The following is a 16,493-nucleotide window of genomic DNA, read 5'->3' on the forward strand; positions in this document are numbered from 1 at the left end:
CGTTCCCTGGCGCGGCCGGCGCGATGAGGTTTCCATGGTTTCGATCCAGGCGATCGTCGGATGCGCGCTCGTCCTGTCCGGGCTCTGCGTCGAGAACGTCGCGAGCCGGAGCTGGCGCGGCGGCGTGCGCGCCGACCGGCTCGACGCGAGGGCCGTCCTGGCGCTCGGCCTGCCCGCCCCTCGGGCTGGCGCTGATGGCCGCGCCGCTCGCCTGAGCCGGGCCGCTGCCCCTCTTCTCTTTTGCCCCCTGCGCAAACCGCGCGCGTTGACGCTCGCGGCCGCGCGCATTACCTCCCGGTCTCGCTGGCCGCGTCGGGCGAGTGGGGCGGGTCTCGCGACACCGTGCCCCCTGCCGCGGACCGGGATCGCCGACACACGGTCGTCAAGTCCCGCATGGATACCCAACCGGACACCGCGCTGCGGCCGGACCCGATCGACGAGACGGCCGGGCGCCTGTCGGAGCCTTCGCAGGCGCTCGACCCGAAGAGCCTGGTCATGCGGTTCGGCGCGGACGCGCCGCTGCTGACCGATGCCGGCGTCGAACTCGCGCCCTTCCAGATCGCCTACCAGACCGCCGGCACCCTGAACGAAGCGGGCACGAACGCGGTGCTGATCTGCCACGCGCTCACCGGCGACCAGTATTTCGCCCATCCGCATCCGCTCACCGGCAAGCCCGGCTGGTGGGAGACGCTGGTCGGCCCCGGCAAGCCGGTGGACACCGACCGCTACTTCGTCGTCTGCTCGAACGTGATCGGGTCGTGCATGGGCTCCACCGGCCCGGCCTCGATCGATCCCGCCACCGGGCGGCCCTACGGGCTGAACTTCCCGCTGGTGACGATCCGCGACATGGTCCGGGCCCAGATGATGCTGCTGGAACGGCTCGGCGTGCGCGACCTGTTCCTGTGCATCGGCGGCTCGATGGGCGGGATGCAGGTGCTGCAATGGGCGGCGCTCTACCCGGAGCGGGTCTTCGCCGCGATGCCGATCGCCACCGGCCCGCGCCACTCGGCGCAGAACATCGCGTTCCATGAGGTCGGCCGGCAGGCGATCATGGCCGACCCGGCCTGGGCGGACGGGCGCTACCTCGAGGAGGGCACGCGGCCGTCCAAGGGGCTCGGCGTCGCCCGGATGGGCGCGCACATCACCTACCTGTCCGAGCCGGCGCTGCACCGGAAGTTCGGCCGGCGGTTCCAGGGCGGCTCGGCCCCGACCTTCTCGTTCAACGCCGACTTCCAGATCGAGAGCTACCTGCGCCACCAGGGCCTGAGCTTCGTCGAGCGGTTCGACGCCAACGCCTACCTCTACCTCACCCGGGCGATGGACTATTTCGACCTCGCCGAGGACCATGGCGGCGCGCTGGCCAACGCGTTCCGGGGGATCAAGACCCGGTTCTGCCTGGTCTCGTTCACCTCTGACTGGCTGTTCCCGACCTCCGAATCCCGGGTGATCGTGCACGCGCTGAACGCCGCCGCCGCGCCGGTCGCGTTCGTGGAGGTCGAGACCGACAAGGGCCACGACGCCTTCCTGCTCGACGAGCCGGCGATGTTCTCGGCCGCCCGGGGCTTCATCGACGCCGCCGCTCGGGCTCGCGGCCTATGAGCGGCTCGATGCTGTTCAAGGGCTCCTCGGGCAAGGCGACCCACGGCGCGCCGTGGCAATCCACCGACACCCTGCCCCGCACCGCCGAGGGCGGCGGCGCCCGGGTCGACCACATCGTCGTGCTTGGGCTGATGCCGGCGGGCGCGCGCGTCCTCGATATCGGCTGCGGCGACGGCTCCCTGCTGGCGCTGCTGCGCGACCGGCGCGGCATCGACGGCCGCGGAATCGAGCTGTCCCGGGACGGGGTCAACGCCTGCCTGGCCCGGGGCCTGTCGGTGATCCAGGGCGACGCCGACACCGACCTGGAGAACTACCCGGACGACGCCTTCGACGTGGTCGTGCTGTCCCAGACCATCCAGGCGACCCGCAATCCCCGGATCGTGCTGGAGCACCTGCTGCGCATCGGCCGGCAGGTGATCATCTCGTTCCCGAATTTCGGGCATTGGCGGGTCCGGTCGGAGCTGGCCCTGCGCGGCCGGATGCCCATCACGGAGATCATGCCCGACGCGTGGTGGGAGACGCCCAACATCCACCATTGCACGATCCGCGACTTCGTCGGCCTGTGCCGGCTGATCGGCGCGGAGATCGAGAGCGCCACGGCCCTCGATGGCCGGGGCCGGCCGATGCGCTTCGCCATGCCCTGGTGGGTCTGGAACCTGTTCGGCGCCCAGGGGGTGTTCTTGCTCCGGCGCGGGGACCGGTAGCGTCATCCCGAGATGCGCGCCCCGGACGCCCGGGCGCCCCCGGACAGGTTTATGGGACGGGCCGATGCGCAGGCCCCGTCTTTCGACCCCCGCCTGGGGCGACTTTCCCCTGACCTGCCCCGTCCCGCTCGCGAGAGGCGGCGTGTCGCGCCCGTCGCCGGCCTCGCCTGCCGCGCCGGACCGGCACCCGGCGGCGGCGCCCCGTCGTGGACCCTGACCCATGGGGCCGGTCAGTTGTAGGCGTTCGGCGTTTCCGTGCTCCGGCGCGCGATGGCGCGCCCGACCTCGAACAGGGCGGCGCGCAGGCCCGGCAGGGCGCTCTTCGCACCGTCGCCCTCGATCAGCGAGTGGGCGATGATCAGGTGGTCGGCGATCCGGTCCAGGTGATCCTGCGGCGCGGTCGCATGATGCGTCGGCGGCGGCAGGTAGCGGCCGACATGGCCGTAGGCTTGCATCCCGTCCGTCGCGCTCGGGGTCATCTCGATCATCGAGCCGAGATAGCCCAGGAAGGTCGAATCCGGGGGGCCGAACGAGGGCAGGCCCCCGGCGCCCAGCCACCGCACGCTCCCGTCGGCGCAGCGCAGCCGGAAGCGCAGGCTGAACTCGCTGACGGCGGCCGCGGCCCGGCTGAACACGTCCTGGATGGTCGCCCGGTCGGTCTCGGGGACGCGGTCGAGCCAGCCGAGACCTAGCGCGGCGGACCGGTCCTGCCCCGTGATTTCGGACCACTCACTGCTGAGATAGACGAACCGACCAGATGCATCGGTCGAAAAAATCATTGCCGCCTTCCGGGAGGGCTCGGTTGGTATGAAAGCTAACTGTGAGAATTAAATAAAGATAGCAGCCTTGATCTTTATACAATATTTTATACTATGCCGGTGATGAATTTATACCGGCTTACGTGCGTCTCCGAAAGGAATGGCTGCTCAGCATCAGCGCGCGCATGGAATCGAGGACCCAGGGTCGAGCCCGATTGCGCCGTGATCGCAGCCGACTTGGAGGGAGAGGATCGTCCGTCATGAGCGGTTCGGACAAGCCGGGGACCAAGACCTTGCTGACGCTCGCCGGAATCCTTGGCATCCCGGTCGAGCAGTTCTTCGACGACGAGAGCGCGACCGACGGCCAGGCCGAGGCGCAGGAATGCCTGCGGCTCTGGTCGGCGATCCGGACCAGCGAGGGCCGCGCGCGCGCCCTGACCGTCATCCGCGGCATCATCGAGGACGAGCGGCGGTAAGGAGGCGGCCGGACCCACGCGCGTCCCCCTCCCCTCTCTGCGGGGAAGGGAATGCGCGTATCCGGTTCGAAGGGACTTTTCGCCCCGCCCGCCTCGAACCGCGCCGTCGTGTTCGGGTCCCTACCGCGCGCCGCGGTGCAGATCCCCGTCGATCAGCAGGGCGCTGCGGTTGTCCAGGCGGGAGCGGTAGACCTGCAGGTTCTCCATCACCCGCTGCACGTAGTTGCGGGTCTCGGTGAACGGGATGCGCTCGACCCAGTCGATCACGTCGACCTCGCCCTTGCGCGGGTCGCCGTAGGCGTCGATCCACTTCTTCACGTTGCCGCCGCCGGCATTGTAGGACGCGAAGGCGAGCACGTAGGAGCCGCGCCAATCCTCCATCAGCTCGCCGAGGTGGGCCTGGCCGAGCTTGGCGCAGTAGGCAGGATCGCTGGTCAGGCGGTCGACGTCGAAGGTCGTGGCGACCCTGCGGGCGGTGCGCTGGGCGGTGGCCGGCATCATCTGCATCAGGCCGCGGGCGCCGACGCCGGACTGGGCCCGGGGATCGAACTGGCTCTCCTGCCGGGCGATGGCGTAGACCATGGCCCGCTCCACCTGCGGCACCGCCGTGAAGGTCTCGTAGGTGGGGATCCCGATGGTCGGATAGGCGTGGGCGTCGAGCGGCAGGCCGCGCTGCACCGCGAGCTTGCCGACCGCCACCAGGGCGCGGGCGTCCTTCATCTCGGTGGCGAGGTCGCCGAGCGCCTGGATCTCCCGCGGATCGGTGAGGTCCCGGGCGGCGTCGATGTAGAGCGGCAGCGCCAGGTCCTTGAGACCGGCCTCGCCGAGCAGGCGCAGGGCCCGGATCGACAGCCGCTCGTCGAAGGCCTGCCGCTCGGCGCCCTCGAGGTCGGCCGGCGCGCGCAGCGGCAGGCTGGTCTGGCCGAGCCGGGCCCGGGCGACCTGGCCGTAATAGGCGATCGGCTGCAGGGCGGCGCGCTCGTAGAAGCCCTTGGCCGCATCATGCTGGCCCAGCGCCTCGGCCGCCCTCCCCTGCCAATAGGCGGCCCGCGCCAGCGAGACCGGGCTCTCCGCGATGGTCGCCATCCGGGCGAAGTGCTGCGCGGCGCTGGCCGGGTCGGCGGCGAACCGCAGGGCGATCCATCCGGCGTGGAACTCGGCCTCCAGGCGCTTTTCGGGGGTGCGGGCCGCGTGGCCGCTCGCCACCGTGAAGGCGGTCCTGGAATCGCCGAGGTCGAGGAGCTTGCGCGCCACGATCCGGCGCTCGACCCACCACTCGTCGCCGTCGACCAGCACGTCCGGGTTGCTGGGCGCGGTGGCCAGGATCGCGGCGGCCTCCTCGGGCTTGTCGGCCCGGCGGAAGAACTGCGCCCGCGAGAAGATGTAGGAGGCGTCCCGCGCAACGAGGGCGGCACCGCGGCGAGCGCGGCCGGCCCGCCGGCCTTGTCCTCGACGGCCCGGCGGGCGCGCACGAGGCTGGCATAGCCGCCGCCCGCGTAGCCGGCGGCCCGGCCGGCGCTCTCCCAGTCGTCCTTCAGGAGCGCCCGCTCCATCCGGTAGCGGTGGTCGATCCGGGTGAGCACCCCCGGGAAGGCGTCCTGGACCTTGGCCTCCAGGCTCTTCCCGAAGCTCTCGGTCCGCCACAGGTCGTGGACGATCTCGGCGGCGTCGCCGTCGAAGCCGTCGGCCCGCAGCGCCAGCGCCAGGGCGAACTTGCCCGGCGCGCTCACCGGCTTGGCGGTGGCGAAATAGGCCCGGACGACGGACGGGGGCTTGCGCTCGGACAGCAGCGCCTCCTCGGCCCGGCGGCGCAGCAGCGGCCCGGCCGGCCAGGTCGGGTTGGCCCGGGTGAAGGCGACCGTGCGGGCGAAGCCGATGCCGGCCCCGGCGCGGATCGCCACCCATTCGAGCAGCGCCCGGGCGGCGGGATCGGTGAAGCCGTCGCGCATCCGGTCGCCGTCGGCGACCCGGCCCTTGCGGTAGAGGTCGATGGCGCCGCGCAGCAGCGTCGGATCGGTGTCGCCCGCGCTCTTCGGCTTGCCCGGGTCGGGGACCTCGGGGACCGGCGCGGCCGGCGTCACCGCGGCGTCGGGCAGCGGGAACGCCACGGGGGCGTCGGGATCGGCGGATGCGTACGCGGTGGCGGCGGCCGGGATCTTGCTGGCGGCCTCCTCGCCCCGGTCCGAGCCCTTCTCGCTTCCCTTGGCGGTCTGGGCCGGATCGAGCTTGAGGGCGTCGGCCGCGACCGGGTCGGCGACAAGCTCGGCCTCGGTGCTCCGGGTCTGGGCGGGCGACAGGGCGGCGTCGCTCGAGGGCGGCGTCGGCTGCGAGGCGGGCGCATCGGTTTCGGCGTGAGCGCCTTGGCCGGCGCGCGCGACCCCGAGGGTCGTGTCGACCATGAGGGTCGTGACGACCCCGAAGGTCGTAACCAGCGCGACCGCCGCCAGGGGCGTGCGCGTCGAGGCCAGCGCTCGGATCAGTGGACCGCGGATCGACTGGGCTCGGATCACGTTTCCCCCCTTCTCGCGACCGGAGTGGAAAGAAATGAAGATCGGCGCGGGGGCATTAAGAACCCGTAAACCCTCGCCACGATCTGTTTGCGCACCGTGGCGCGACCGCCTATGTCTGCCCGTCCGGCGCCGAACGGCGTGCCGGACGCGCGGCCCCGAGAACGCCGGGACACGCCACGCCGCCGAGACCCCAGCTGAGCCTCTTTGGGACGCCTGAGATGACCGAGATGACCGGGAGCCGCCTGCGGGGTTCGCTCACCGCGCTTGTGACGCCGTTCCGCGACGGCGCCTTCGACGAGGCCGCGTTCCGGAACTTCGTGCGCTGGCAGATCGAGCAGGGCAGCCACGGCCTCGTTCCGACCGGCACCACCGGCGAGAGCCCGACCCTCACCCATGCCGAGCACGACCGGGTGGTCGAGTCCTGCATCGACGAGGCCGGCGGGCGCGTCCCCGTGGTGGCGGGCGCGGGCTCCAACTCCACCGCCGAGGCGGTGGCGCGGGCGCGCCATGCCGAACGCGCCGGCGCCGACGCCGTCCTGGTGGTGACGCCCTACTACAACAAGCCGACGCAAGAGGGTCTCTACGCCCACTTCAAGGCCGTCAACGACGCGGTCGGCATTCCGATCATCATCTACAATATCCCGCCGCGCTCCGTCGTCGACATGAGTGTCGAGACGATGACCCGCCTGTTCGAACTGAAGAACATCGCCGGCGTGAAGGACGCGACCGCCAAGATCGACCGCGTCAGCCAGCAGCGTCAGGCCATGGGGCCGAACTTCCTCCAGCTTTCGGGCGAAGATGCGACGGCGCTCGGTTACAACGCCCAGGGCGGCCACGGCTGCATCTCGGTGGTGGCCAACGTGGCCCCGCGCCTCTGCGCCGACCTGCAGGAGGCCTCGCTGGCGGGGGACTACGCCAAGGCGCTGGCGCTCCAGGACCGGCTGTTCCCGCTCCAGAGCGGGCTGTTCGCCGAGGCCAACCCGGGCCCGACCAAGTACGCGCTGGCCAAGCTCGGCCACATGACCGAGGATCTGCGCCTGCCGCTGGTGCCGGTCTCGGAGGCGACGCGCCGCATCGTGGACGACGCCCTGCGCCACGCCGGCCTTCTGGAAGGCTGAGGAGAGTCACGAAACATGGCCCCGAAACCGGAGCCCAGTCGGCGTGTCGTCGCCGACAACCGTGCGGCGCGCTTCCACTACACGATCGAGGATACGCTCGAGGCCGGCATCGCCCTGACCGGCACCGAGGTGAAGTCCCTGCGCGGCGGCAAGGCGACCATCGGCGAGGCCTATGCGGGCCCCTCCGGCGGCGACCTCATGCTGTTCAACTGCTACATCCCGGAATACCTGGAGGCGAACCGCTTCAACCACGAGCCCAAGCGCCCGCGCCGGCTGCTGCTGCACCGCCGCCAGATCAACAAGCTGATCGGCGCGACCCAGCGCCAGGGCTACACGGTGGTGCCGCTGAAGATCTACTTCAACGACAAGGGCCGGGCGAAGATCGAGCTGGGGCTGGGCAAGGGCAAGCAGGCCCACGACAAGCGCGAGGCCGCCAAGGAGCGCGACTGGCAGCGCGACCGGGCGCGGCTGTTGCGGGACCGGGGGTAGAGCGGGGCATCGGGGGATCGGTTCGGAGCGGCTCCGCGCGCGATGACGGTGGGCGCGAGGCCCGAAGACCGGCAATTCGCCTTTGGCCGCCGGCGATCTACTCTGGCGGCAGCAGAGGAGCCGCCCATGACCGATCATCCCGACAGCCTGCCCGCCGAGCTCCCCGCCCCCGTGGATGACGGCGCGGCCGATCATCTGCGCGGGATGAAGCTGCCCGATGTGGCGCTCACCACCACGGATGGCCGGACCGTCTCGCTCGCGAAGCTCTCCGGCCGCACGGTGGCTTATGCCTATCCGCGCACCGGCGTGCCGGGGAAGCCGGCCCTGACGCCGGACTGGGACGCGATCCCGGGCGCCCGGGGCTGCACCCCGCAGGCCTGCGATTTCCGCGATCACCACGCCGCATTGAGAGAGCGCGGCGTGGCGCAGGTCTTCGGCCTCTCGACCCAGACCGGCGCCGACCAGCGCGAAGCCGCCGAGCGGCTGCGGCTGCCGTTCCCGCTGCTGGCCGACCCGCACCGGGCCTTCGCGATGGCCGCGCGCCTGCCGGTGTTCGAGGCGGGCGGGCAGGTGCTGCTGCGCCGCCTCACCCTGGTGATCGACGACGGCGTGGTCACGTGGGTGTTCTACCCGGTGTTCCCGCCCGATCGCAGCGCCCGGCAGGTGATCGACTGGCTCGACGGCGGCAGCGCCTGAAAATCAGCCCCGATCTCGGAGCCTGTTTGACTGCGCGGTCGAACTCGCATGACGGCTCTGTTCGACGGAGATCCTCATCTCTCCCCTCATCCTGAGGTGCTGCGCAGCAGCCTCGAAGGGGCCCTCCAGGGATCGCGCGGCAGGCTGGAGGACTCCTTCGAGGCCTCCGCTGCGCTCCGGCACCTCAGGATGAGGTCGAGGATGAGAATGACCGGTCAAACAGGCACTCAGCCTTCCTCGGCGTCCGGCTGGCGGATGCCGTAGCGGTTCTCCAGGCTCGGGCTCGGGCGGGAATCGCCGCGGTAGCGGCTGGCGGTCTCGCCGGGGGCCCGGACCGGGCGCTCGCTCGGCTCCCGGCCGATGCGGTTCGACAGGCTCGCGAGATCGACGAACTCGTCGGCCTGCCGGCGCAACTCGTCCGAGATCATCGCCGGCTGGGTCTGGATGGTGGAGATCACCGTCACCTTGACGCCGCGCCGCTGCATCGCCTCGACCAGCGAGCGGAAGTCGCCGTCGCCGGAGAACAGCACCATGTGGTCGATATGCGGGCTGAGTTCGAGGGCGTCGATCGCCAGCTCGATATCCATGTTGCCCTTGTACTTGCGCCGGCCCATCGAGTCCGTGAACTCCTTCACGGGCTTGGTCACGACGCGATAGCCGTTGTAGTCGAGCCAGTCGATCAGCGGCCGGATCGAGGAATACTCCTGATCCTCGATCATCGCGGTGTAGTAGAACGCGCGCAGAAGATTATCGCGGGCCTGAAATTCCTTGAGCAGTTTCTTGTAGTCGATATCGAAGCCGAGGGCCTTGGTGGTCGCGTAGAGGTTCGCGCCGTCGATGAAGAGGGCGCTGCGTTGCGGTGCTGCCATGGATGGGTCGAATCCTGAAGAATACGGGTTGTCGGAAATCGTGTGCTGAAACGGCTGGTCGAGGTCCGGGGCTGAAAACCCGGGGCCGCATCGTCGCGATCGAATGCCGAGACGGATTGAAATCCGGGACGCGTAAGCTCGGTCCCCTTCCGGGCGACCGTCATCCGGGTGCATCGACCATTCGGTTGAAACGCAGCTGTGTCAAGTCAATCGCAGGATATGAGCCTCTTGGGCCGCCGATCGCGCGCCGAAGTGATTGCGATAACGTATCCCGGCGTATCCGGCCGGGCCACGACGACCCTTTACCGAGGTTGCGCCGGAAAACCTGAGCTCCGCCCCGCGCCGGGGTGCCGGCCGGATTTAGCCGTTCACCCGCTCGACGCTGTTGACCGGCCGTTTGCCGCGCAGCTCCGCGATGATCGCCGTGAGGTGCTGCAGGTCCCAGACCGACAGGTCGATGGTGATGTCGGTGAAGTCCTGGGTGCGGCGCTTCATCGAGATGTTGTCGATGTTGCCGTCGTGGTCGGCGATCACCTGGGCGATCTGGGCGAACACCCCCGGCTCGTTGATCGACTTCAGCGCCAGGCGGGCCGGGAATCGCTCGCTGCCCGAGGCCTCGGTGTCCCAGCGGACGTCGAGCCAGCGCTCGGGCTCGTTGTCGAAGGCGGCGAGCGCCGCCGACTGGATCGGGTAGACGGTGACACCGACCCCGGGGGTCAGGATCCCGACGATCCGGTCGCCCGGGACCGCGCCGCCGTTCGGCGCGAAGGTCACCGGCAGGTCGCCGGCCAGGCCCCGGATCGGGATCGCGTCGCTGCGGTCCTCGGGCTTGCCCTCGCCGGCCGGGAAGGTCAGCCGCATGGTCTGGTCGGCCGAGCGCACCAGGCGGCCGGCCCCGTTCAGCACCCCCAGCGAGGAGGGCCGGCGCTCGTCGCGGTGGTCGGGATAGACCGCCCGGACCACGTCGCCGGAGAACATCTCGCCGCGCCCGACGGCGGCGAACACGTCCTCGGTGGTGGCACGGGCCAGCCGCGGCAGGGCCCCGCGCAGCTTGTCCTCCGAGAAGGTCTTGGCCGCGCGCTCGAACGCCCGGTCGAGGATCTGGCGGCCGAGCCCGGCATATTGCCGGCGGACCGCCGTCCGGGTCGCCCGCCGGATCGCCGCCCGGGCCTTGCCGGTCACCACCAGGGATTCCCAGGCGGCCGGCGGCGAGGCGCCGTCCGAGCGGCTGATCTCGACCTCGTCGCCGTTGGCGAGCTCGTGCAGCAGCGGCGCCATGCGGCCGTTGATCTTGGCGCCCACCGCCGAGTTGCCGACATCGGTGTGCACCGCGTAGGCGAAGTCGATCGGCGTCGCGCCCCGCGGCAGGGCGATCAGCCGGCCCTTCGGGGTGAAGCAGAACACCTGGTCCTGGAACAGCTCCAGTTTGGTGTGCTCCAGGAACTCCTCCGGGCTGTCGCCCTCGGCGAGCAGCTCGATGGTCCGGCGCAGCCATTGGTAGGCGCCGCTCTCGGCCGCCAGCTTCGGGTGCACGCTGCCCTCGGATCGGGCGGCCGGCTCCTTGGACGGGTCCCGGCCCGGATCCTTCGCGGCGTCCTTGCCGAGGTCCTTGTAATGGGCATGCGCCGCGATGCCGTACTCGGCGATGTCGTCCATGGCGCAGGTGCGGATCTGCAACTCGACGCGCTGGCTCTTCGGCCCGATCACCGTGGTGTGGATCGAGCGGTAATCGTTCTGCTTCGGCGTCGAGATGTAATCTTTGTAGCGCCCCGGGACCATCGGCCAGCTGGTGTGGACGATCCCGAGCGCCGCATAGCAATCCTGGACCGTATCCACGATCACCCGGAAGCCGAAGATGTCGGACAGCTGCTCGAAGGCGACCGACTTGCGCTCCATCTTCGACCAGATCGAGAACGGCCGCTTCTGCCGGCCGCTGACCTCGGCGGTGATGCCCTGGGCGGAGAGCTTTTCCGTGAGCACCTGCGCGATGGTCTCGACCACCCGCTCGGACTTGGCGGTGAGGCGGGCGAGCCGCTGCTCGATGGTCGCGTAGACCTCCGGCTCGATGTTGCGGAAGGCCAGGTCCTCCAGCTCCTCGCGCAGCTCCTGCATGCCCATCCGGCCGGCGAGCGGCGCGTAGATGTCCAGGGTCTCCTGGGCGATGCGGTGGCGCTTGTCCTCCCGCATGTGGTGGAGGGTGCGCATGTTGTGCAGGCGGTCGGCGAGCTTGACCAGCAGCACGCGCACGTCCGCCGCCACGGCGAGCAGCAGCTTGCGGAAGTTCTCGCCCTGGGCGGCCTGCTTGGAGACGAGGTCGAGCCGCTTGAGCTTGGTCAGCCCGTCGACCAGCGCGCCGATCTCCGGCCCGAACAGCCGGCGGATCTCCTCCAGGGTCGCCTCGGTGTCCTCCACGGTGTCGTGCAGGACCGCGGCCACGATGGTGGCGTCGTCGAGGTGGAGGTCGGTGAGGATCCCGGCGACTTCGAGCGGGTGTGCGAAGAACGGGTCGCCGGACGCGCGCTTCTGCGTGCCGTGCGCCTGCATGGCGTACACGTAGGCGCGGTTGAGCAGCGCCTCGTCGGCGGCCGGGTTGTAGCGCTTGACCCGCTCGACGAGTTCGTACTGGCGCATCATCCGCCGAGACGTCGTCGGTTCCTGGGGGGCGCGCGGAGTCGGGATCACGGCGGACTCTCCCGCAACGGGCGTGCCGGCGCCAGCCCCCGGCGAGGGAAAAGCGCCGGGGGCTGGCGTTTCGCCGTTCGAACGCAAGAACCCGGCGTCTCCGCCGGGTCCGGTCGCGGTCAGGTCGTGATCATCCAGACCCACGTGGTACGGCTCGCTGTCGTGGGCTTACACGCGCCTCGGTGATTCTCGGGCTCACTCGCCCTCGTCGTCGGTCTCGACCGGCGGAGCGAGGTTCTCGAGGCCGCGCAGCAGGTCCTCCTCGCTCATGCGGTCGAACTGGACCGCCCCATCGTCGCTGGAGGATTGCGGGGCCACGGCGGCGGCGGCCGGCGAGCTCGACAGCAGCGGCACGGTCTCGGCTTCCGGCTCGTCGACCTCGACGTATTTCTGCATCGAGTGGATCAGCTGTTCCTTGAGGTCGTCGGCCGTGATCGTCTCGTCGCCGATCTCGCGCAGGGCCACGACGGGGTTCTTGTCGCGGTCGCGGTCGATGGTGAGCGGGGCGCCGGCGGCCAGGAGGCGGGCCCGATGGCTCGCCAGGAGCACCAGCTCGAACCGGTTCTCGACCTTCTCGATGCAGTCTTCGACGGTGACGCGCGCCATGCGGGGCGGCTCCTCAGCTAAAGCGACGGGTGATGTCGGGTGTGGCCGCACTCTACACGGAATGGCGTTGTGCAACAAGCACAGCGGGTTGCGCAGGGCGCGCGTCTGGCGGGCGCGGGGACAGGGGCGTGGGACGGGGGCGGCTGCGGTGCTTCGCGGCGGGCAGGGTCCGGGCGGGTGGCGGATTGTGCGACGCATTGTTGACACCCGCTGCCCCGGGTGCGAGTGCGCGCCCCATTCGAGAGTTTCGGCCGACACGGGCGGCGTTCGCGCGCCGCCCGGCGAGAGCGATCAAGACAAGCCATGCGCGCACTCATCTTTCCCGGCCAGGGCAGCCAGGCGGTCGGCATGGCGAAGGCGCTGGCCGAGGAGTTTTCGCAGGCGCGGGCCGTGCTCGACGAAGTCGACGACGCCCTGTCCCAGCCGCTCTCCCGGCTGATGTTCGAGGGGCCCGTCGAGGAACTCACCCTCACCACCAACGCCCAGCCGGCCCTGATGGCGGCGAGCCTCGCGGTCCTGCGCGTGCTGGAGGCCGAGCGCGGCCTCGACCTCGCCCGGGACGTCGCGTGCGTGGCCGGGCATTCGCTCGGCGAGTACGCGGCGCTCGCGGCTGCCGGCAGCCTGTCGATCGCGGATGCGGCCCGGCTGCTGCGCCTGCGCGGCGAGGCCATGCAGGCGGCGGTGGCGCCGGCGTCGGCGCGATGGCGGCCCTGATCGGCACCGATGTCGAGGCGGCCCGCGGCATCGCGGAGGCGGCCTCGCTCGAATCGGACGGTGCGGCCTGCGACGTCGCCAACGACAACGGCGGCGGCCAGGTGGTGCTGTCGGGCGACCGGGCGGCCGTGGAGCGCGCCGTCGGCATCGCCACGGAGCGCGGGGTCAAGCGCGCCGTGATGCTCAACGTCTCCGCCCCGTTCCATTGCCGCCTGATGGCGCCCGCCGCCGACGCGATGGCGCGGGCGCTGTCCGCCGTGACCCTGAACGCCCCCCGGGTGCCGCTCTACGCCAACGTGACCGCGGCCCCGGTCGCGGACCCTGACGCGATCCGGGCGGCCCTGGTCGAGCAGGTCACCGGCACGGTGCGCTGGCGCGAGAGCGTCGCCGCCATGGCGGGCGCGGGGGCCGACCAGTTCTACGAACTCGGTGCCGGCAAGGTGCTCACCGGGCTGGTCAAGCGCATCGCGCCCCAGGCCCGCGCCGCGGCCATCGGCACGCCCGCGGACGTGGCGGCGTTCTCGCTCTAGGACAAAGGGAGTCCCGCATGTTCGATCTCACCGGCCGGAAAGCCCTCGTGACCGGCGCCACCGGCGGCCTCGGCCAGGCGATCGCCCGGGCGCTGCACGCCCAGGGCGCCACCGTGGCGCTGTCCGGCACCAAGCCCGCGGCGCTGGAGGCCCTGGCCGCGGAACTCGGCGAGCGGGCGAGCCCGGTGGCGGCCGACCTCTCCGACAAGGACTCGGTGGAGGGCCTGGTGCCGGCGGCCGAGGCGGCGATCGGGCCCCTCGACATCCTGGTCAACAATGCCGGCATCACCCGGGACAACCTGTTCATGCGGATGAAGGACGACGAGTGGGAGCAGGTGCTCGCCGTCAACCTCACCGCGGCCTTCCGGCTCTCGCGTGCGGCGGTGAAGGGCATGATGCGCCGCCGCTCCGGGCGGATCGTCAACATCGGCTCGGTGGTGGGCGCGACCGGCAATCCCGGCCAGGGCAACTACGCCGCCGCCAAGGCCGGCCTCGTGGGCATGACCAAGGCGCTCGCCGCCGAGGTCGCCTCGCGCGGGATCACGGTCAACTGCATCGCGCCGGGCTTCATCAGCTCGCCGATGACCGACGCGCTCAACGAGAAGCAGCGCGAGGGCATCCTGGCGCGGGTGCCGGCCGGGCGCCTCGGCGAGGGCGCGGAGGTTGCCGCCGCCTGCATCTACCTGTCGTCCGCGGAGGCCGCGTACGTCACCGGCCACACCCTGCACGTGAACGGCGGGATGGCGATGTTCTAGGTCCGAAGCGATGCCCTAGACACGCGCAGGCCACACCGATGAAGGGATTCTGAACGGCTCTCGCCAGGGCGGGAACCCTGTGCTACCACGCCCCGCAGCCGTACAGGGGGTTGACGGTTCAGCGGGTTTTCAGTCCAAGGCCCCCCGGCGGGGCCCTCCCAGTTCACCTCGAAACACGCGCGATCGACACCGGCTCGCCAACAAGCCCGAAGGGGCGCGGCGCGGCCACGGCACCCCGAGAAGACTGACAGACCAAAAGGACGAGGACGGAAGACCGATGAGCGATATCGCTGAGCGCGTGAAGAAGATCGTCGTCGAGCATCTGGGCGTCGAGCCCGAGAAGGTGGTCGAGAGCGCCAACTTCATCGACGACCTCGGTGCCGACAGCCTCGACACCGTCGAGCTGGTCATGGCCTTCGAGGAAGAATTCAACGTCGAGATCCCGGACGACGCCGCTGAGACCATCCAGACGGTCGGCGACGCGGTGAAGTTCCTGGAAAAGAACTCGGCCGCTTAAGGCGCCGGATTCGGTTTCACGCGGCGCGGGTGAGGCGAAGCAGCCCCCGCGCCGTTCTGCGTTTCGCGGTTCGGTGGCACCGATCCGGCCGCGATCGGTTGTTCGAGATGCGCTCCGGCACCGGGCCGGCGTCGATGGCGGCGGGGGAGCGCTTCCCAAGACGGTTCTTGAGACGGGACAGGTAGCATGCGGCGGGTGGTGGTCACGGGTCTGGGGATGGTCACGCCGCTCGGCAGCGGGGTGCAGCACACCTGGAGCCGTCTGATCGCGGGCGACAGCGGCGCCGGCCCGATCCGCGGCTTCGAATCCGCCGACTTGCCCTGCAGGGTCGCCGCGCAGGTCCCGTATGGCGACGGCACCGACGGCACCTTCAACCCCGACGCGGTGATGGAGCCCAAGGAGCAGCGCAAGGTCGATCCGTTCATCGTCTACGCGATGGCGGCGGCCGACGAGGCCCTGAAGGACGCCAACTGGCTGCCCAAGAGCCACGAGGACCAGTGCGCCACCGGCGTGCTGATCGGCTCCGGCATCGGCGGCATCGGCGGCATCTACGACGCCGCGATCACCCTCCACGAGAAGGGCCCGCGCCGGATCTCGCCGTTCTTCATCCCGGGCCGGATCATCAACCTCGCCTCCGGCCAGGTCTCGATCGCCTACGGGCTCAAGGGCCCGAACAACGCGGTGGTCACGGCCTGCTCGACCGGCGCCCACGCCATCGGCGACGCGAGCCGCCTCGTGGCGCTCGGCGACGCCGACGTGATGGTGGCGGGCGGGGCCGAATCGCCGGTCAACCGCCTGTCGATCGCCGGCTTCTCGGCCTGCCGGGCGCTGACCACCGGCTTCAACGACACCCCGGAGAAGGCCTCCCGCCCCTACGACCGGGACCGCGACGGCTTCCTCATGGGCGAGGGCGCCGGCATCGTCGTGCTCGAGGAGTACGAGCACGCCAAGGCCCGGGGCGCCAAGATCTACGCCGAGGTGGTCGGCTACGGCCTCTCGGGCGACGCCTACCACATCACCTCCCCGTCCCCGGACGGCGACGGCGCCTTCCGCTGCATGACCGCGGCCGTGAAGCGCGCCGGCATCTCGCCCGCCGAGATCGGCTACATCAACGCCCACGGCACCTCGACGCCGATGGGCGACGAGCTGGAGCTGAAGGCCGTGGAGCGCCTCCTGGGCGATGCCGCCGCCCAGGCGACCATGTCCTCCACCAAGAGCTCGGTCGGCCACCTGCTCGGCGCCGCCGGCTCGGTCGAGGCGATCTTTTCGATCCTTGTCCTGCGCGACGGCGTGATCCCGCCGACGCTCAACCTCGACAACCCCTCCGTCCAGACCAAGATCGACCTCGTGCCCTTCGAGGCGAAGCGCAAGCAGGTGGACGTGGTGCTGTCGAACTCGTTTGGGTTTGGTGGGACGAATGCGTCGCTGGTGATGCGGCGGGTCGCCTGACGGCCGAAGCTACTTAGTCTT

General features: G+C 70.7%; 13 protein-coding genes and 2 pseudogenes. 10 read left to right on the top strand and 5 right to left on the bottom strand.

What is annotated here, in order from left to right:
* The first annotated feature begins 393 nt into the window (after positions 1–393).
* Both FVA80_RS10500 and metW read left to right on the top strand, forming a co-directional pair.
* Entirely contained in the window at positions 394–1,599 is a 1,206-nt protein-coding gene (locus tag FVA80_RS10500) for a homoserine O-acetyltransferase (RefSeq protein ID WP_147910013.1), read from the top strand.
* Positions 1,596–2,303 carry a methionine biosynthesis protein MetW gene (gene metW / locus FVA80_RS10505; RefSeq protein ID WP_246692348.1) on the top strand — a complete coding sequence of 236 codons (708 nt, stop codon included), beginning with the start codon at positions 1,596–1,598 and terminating at the stop codon, positions 2,301–2,303. The genes FVA80_RS10500 and metW overlap by 4 nt, the downstream gene beginning before the upstream one ends.
* A 230-nt stretch (positions 2,304–2,533) precedes the next feature.
* Here the strand turns inward: metW and FVA80_RS10510 are convergent, their stop codons facing one another.
* The gene (locus FVA80_RS10510) at positions 2,534–3,082 is read right to left on the bottom strand and encodes a PAS domain-containing protein (RefSeq protein WP_147910012.1); all 549 of its coding nucleotides are present in this window, start codon (positions 3,080–3,082) and stop codon (positions 2,534–2,536) included.
* Between the two features lie 239 nt (positions 3,083–3,321).
* On the opposite strand from FVA80_RS10510, the gene FVA80_RS10515 reads away from it, so the two are divergent.
* Positions 3,322–3,537, top strand: a complete 216-nt coding sequence (locus FVA80_RS10515; protein ID WP_147910011.1) for a hypothetical protein — start codon at positions 3,322–3,324, stop codon at positions 3,535–3,537.
* A gap of 120 nt (positions 3,538–3,657) precedes the next feature.
* Here FVA80_RS10515 and FVA80_RS10520 read toward each other — a convergent pair.
* Positions 3,658–6,017, bottom strand: a pseudogene (locus FVA80_RS10520) (transglycosylase SLT domain-containing protein).
* Between the two features lie 248 nt (positions 6,018–6,265).
* On the opposite strand from FVA80_RS10520, the gene dapA reads away from it, so the two are divergent.
* The 3 genes from dapA (at position 6,266) to FVA80_RS10535 (ending at position 8,350) form a co-directional block, all read left to right on the top strand.
* Complete coding sequence (gene dapA / locus FVA80_RS10525) at positions 6,266–7,165, top strand: 4-hydroxy-tetrahydrodipicolinate synthase (RefSeq protein ID WP_147910010.1); 900 nt, start codon at positions 6,266–6,268, stop codon at positions 7,163–7,165.
* A gap of 15 nt (positions 7,166–7,180) precedes the next feature.
* On the top strand, positions 7,181–7,654 hold the full coding sequence (gene smpB / locus FVA80_RS10530) for an SsrA-binding protein SmpB (RefSeq protein ID WP_147910009.1): 474 nt from the start codon (positions 7,181–7,183) through the stop codon (positions 7,652–7,654).
* A gap of 126 nt (positions 7,655–7,780) precedes the next feature.
* Positions 7,781–8,350, top strand: coding sequence for a peroxiredoxin (locus FVA80_RS10535; RefSeq protein WP_147910008.1), 570 nt, complete (start codon positions 7,781–7,783; stop codon positions 8,348–8,350).
* Positions 8,351–8,577: 227 nt separating this feature from the next.
* On the opposite strand, the gene FVA80_RS10545 is transcribed toward FVA80_RS10535, so the two are convergent.
* The 3 genes from FVA80_RS10545 to rpoZ form a co-directional block, all read right to left on the bottom strand.
* Positions 8,578–9,219 (bottom strand): NYN domain-containing protein, encoded by a 642-nt coding sequence (locus tag FVA80_RS10545; protein ID WP_147910007.1) that lies wholly within the window; start codon positions 9,217–9,219, stop codon positions 8,578–8,580.
* Positions 9,220–9,579: 360 nt separating this feature from the next.
* Complete coding sequence (locus tag FVA80_RS10550; protein ID WP_147910006.1) at positions 9,580–11,853, bottom strand: bifunctional (p)ppGpp synthetase/guanosine-3',5'-bis(diphosphate) 3'-pyrophosphohydrolase; 2,274 nt, start codon at positions 11,851–11,853, stop codon at positions 9,580–9,582.
* A gap of 243 nt (positions 11,854–12,096) precedes the next feature.
* Positions 12,097–12,507: a DNA-directed RNA polymerase subunit omega gene (gene rpoZ / locus FVA80_RS10555; protein ID WP_147855510.1), complete on the bottom strand. Its 411-nt coding sequence runs from the start codon at positions 12,505–12,507 to the stop codon at positions 12,097–12,099.
* A gap of 303 nt (positions 12,508–12,810) precedes the next feature.
* On the opposite strand from rpoZ, the pseudogene fabD reads away from it, so the two are divergent.
* The 4 genes and pseudogenes from fabD (at position 12,811) to fabF (ending at position 16,472) form a co-directional block, all read left to right on the top strand.
* Positions 12,811–13,751: pseudogene (gene fabD, locus FVA80_RS10560) on the top strand (ACP S-malonyltransferase).
* Positions 13,752–13,768: 17 nt separating this feature from the next.
* Entirely contained in the window at positions 13,769–14,506 is a 738-nt protein-coding gene (fabG, locus tag FVA80_RS10565) for a 3-oxoacyl-[acyl-carrier-protein] reductase (RefSeq protein ID WP_147910685.1), read from the top strand.
* A gap of 277 nt (positions 14,507–14,783) precedes the next feature.
* The gene (locus FVA80_RS10570) at positions 14,784–15,023 is read left to right on the top strand and encodes an acyl carrier protein (protein ID WP_007559070.1); all 240 of its coding nucleotides are present in this window, start codon (positions 14,784–14,786) and stop codon (positions 15,021–15,023) included.
* A gap of 186 nt (positions 15,024–15,209) precedes the next feature.
* Entirely contained in the window at positions 15,210–16,472 is a 1,263-nt protein-coding gene (gene fabF / locus FVA80_RS10575; RefSeq protein WP_147910684.1) for a beta-ketoacyl-ACP synthase II, read from the top strand.
* Positions 16,473–16,493: the final 21 nt, after the last annotated feature.

This window comes from Methylobacterium sp. WL1 (assembly GCF_008000895.1).
Classification (GTDB): Bacteria; Pseudomonadota; Alphaproteobacteria; order Rhizobiales; family Beijerinckiaceae; genus Methylobacterium.

Coding starts and splice junctions, on each gene's coding strand:
- FVA80_RS10510 (WP_147910012.1), bottom strand. CDS start 3,082: ATGATTTTTTCGACCGATGCATCTGGTCGGTTCGTCTATCTCAGCAGT.
- dapA (WP_147910010.1), top strand. CDS start 6,266: ATGACCGAGATGACCGGGAGCCGCCTGCGGGGTTCGCTCACCGCGCTT.
- rpoZ (WP_147855510.1), bottom strand. CDS start 12,507: ATGGCGCGCGTCACCGTCGAAGACTGCATCGAGAAGGTCGAGAACCGG.
- FVA80_RS10570 (WP_007559070.1), top strand. CDS start 14,784: ATGAGCGATATCGCTGAGCGCGTGAAGAAGATCGTCGTCGAGCATCTG.
- FVA80_RS10515 (WP_147910011.1), top strand. CDS start 3,322: ATGAGCGGTTCGGACAAGCCGGGGACCAAGACCTTGCTGACGCTCGCC.
- FVA80_RS10550 (WP_147910006.1), bottom strand. CDS start 11,853: ATGATGCGCCAGTACGAACTCGTCGAGCGGGTCAAGCGCTACAACCCG.
- fabG (WP_147910685.1), top strand. CDS start 13,769: ATGTTCGATCTCACCGGCCGGAAAGCCCTCGTGACCGGCGCCACCGGC.
- fabF (WP_147910684.1), top strand. CDS start 15,210: ATGCGGCGGGTGGTGGTCACGGGTCTGGGGATGGTCACGCCGCTCGGC.
- FVA80_RS10500 (WP_147910013.1), top strand. CDS start 394: ATGGATACCCAACCGGACACCGCGCTGCGGCCGGACCCGATCGACGAG.
- FVA80_RS10545 (WP_147910007.1), bottom strand. CDS start 9,219: ATGGCAGCACCGCAACGCAGCGCCCTCTTCATCGACGGCGCGAACCTC.
- FVA80_RS10535 (WP_147910008.1), top strand. CDS start 7,781: ATGACCGATCATCCCGACAGCCTGCCCGCCGAGCTCCCCGCCCCCGTG.
- metW (WP_246692348.1), top strand. CDS start 1,596: ATGAGCGGCTCGATGCTGTTCAAGGGCTCCTCGGGCAAGGCGACCCAC.
- smpB (WP_147910009.1), top strand. CDS start 7,181: ATGGCCCCGAAACCGGAGCCCAGTCGGCGTGTCGTCGCCGACAACCGT.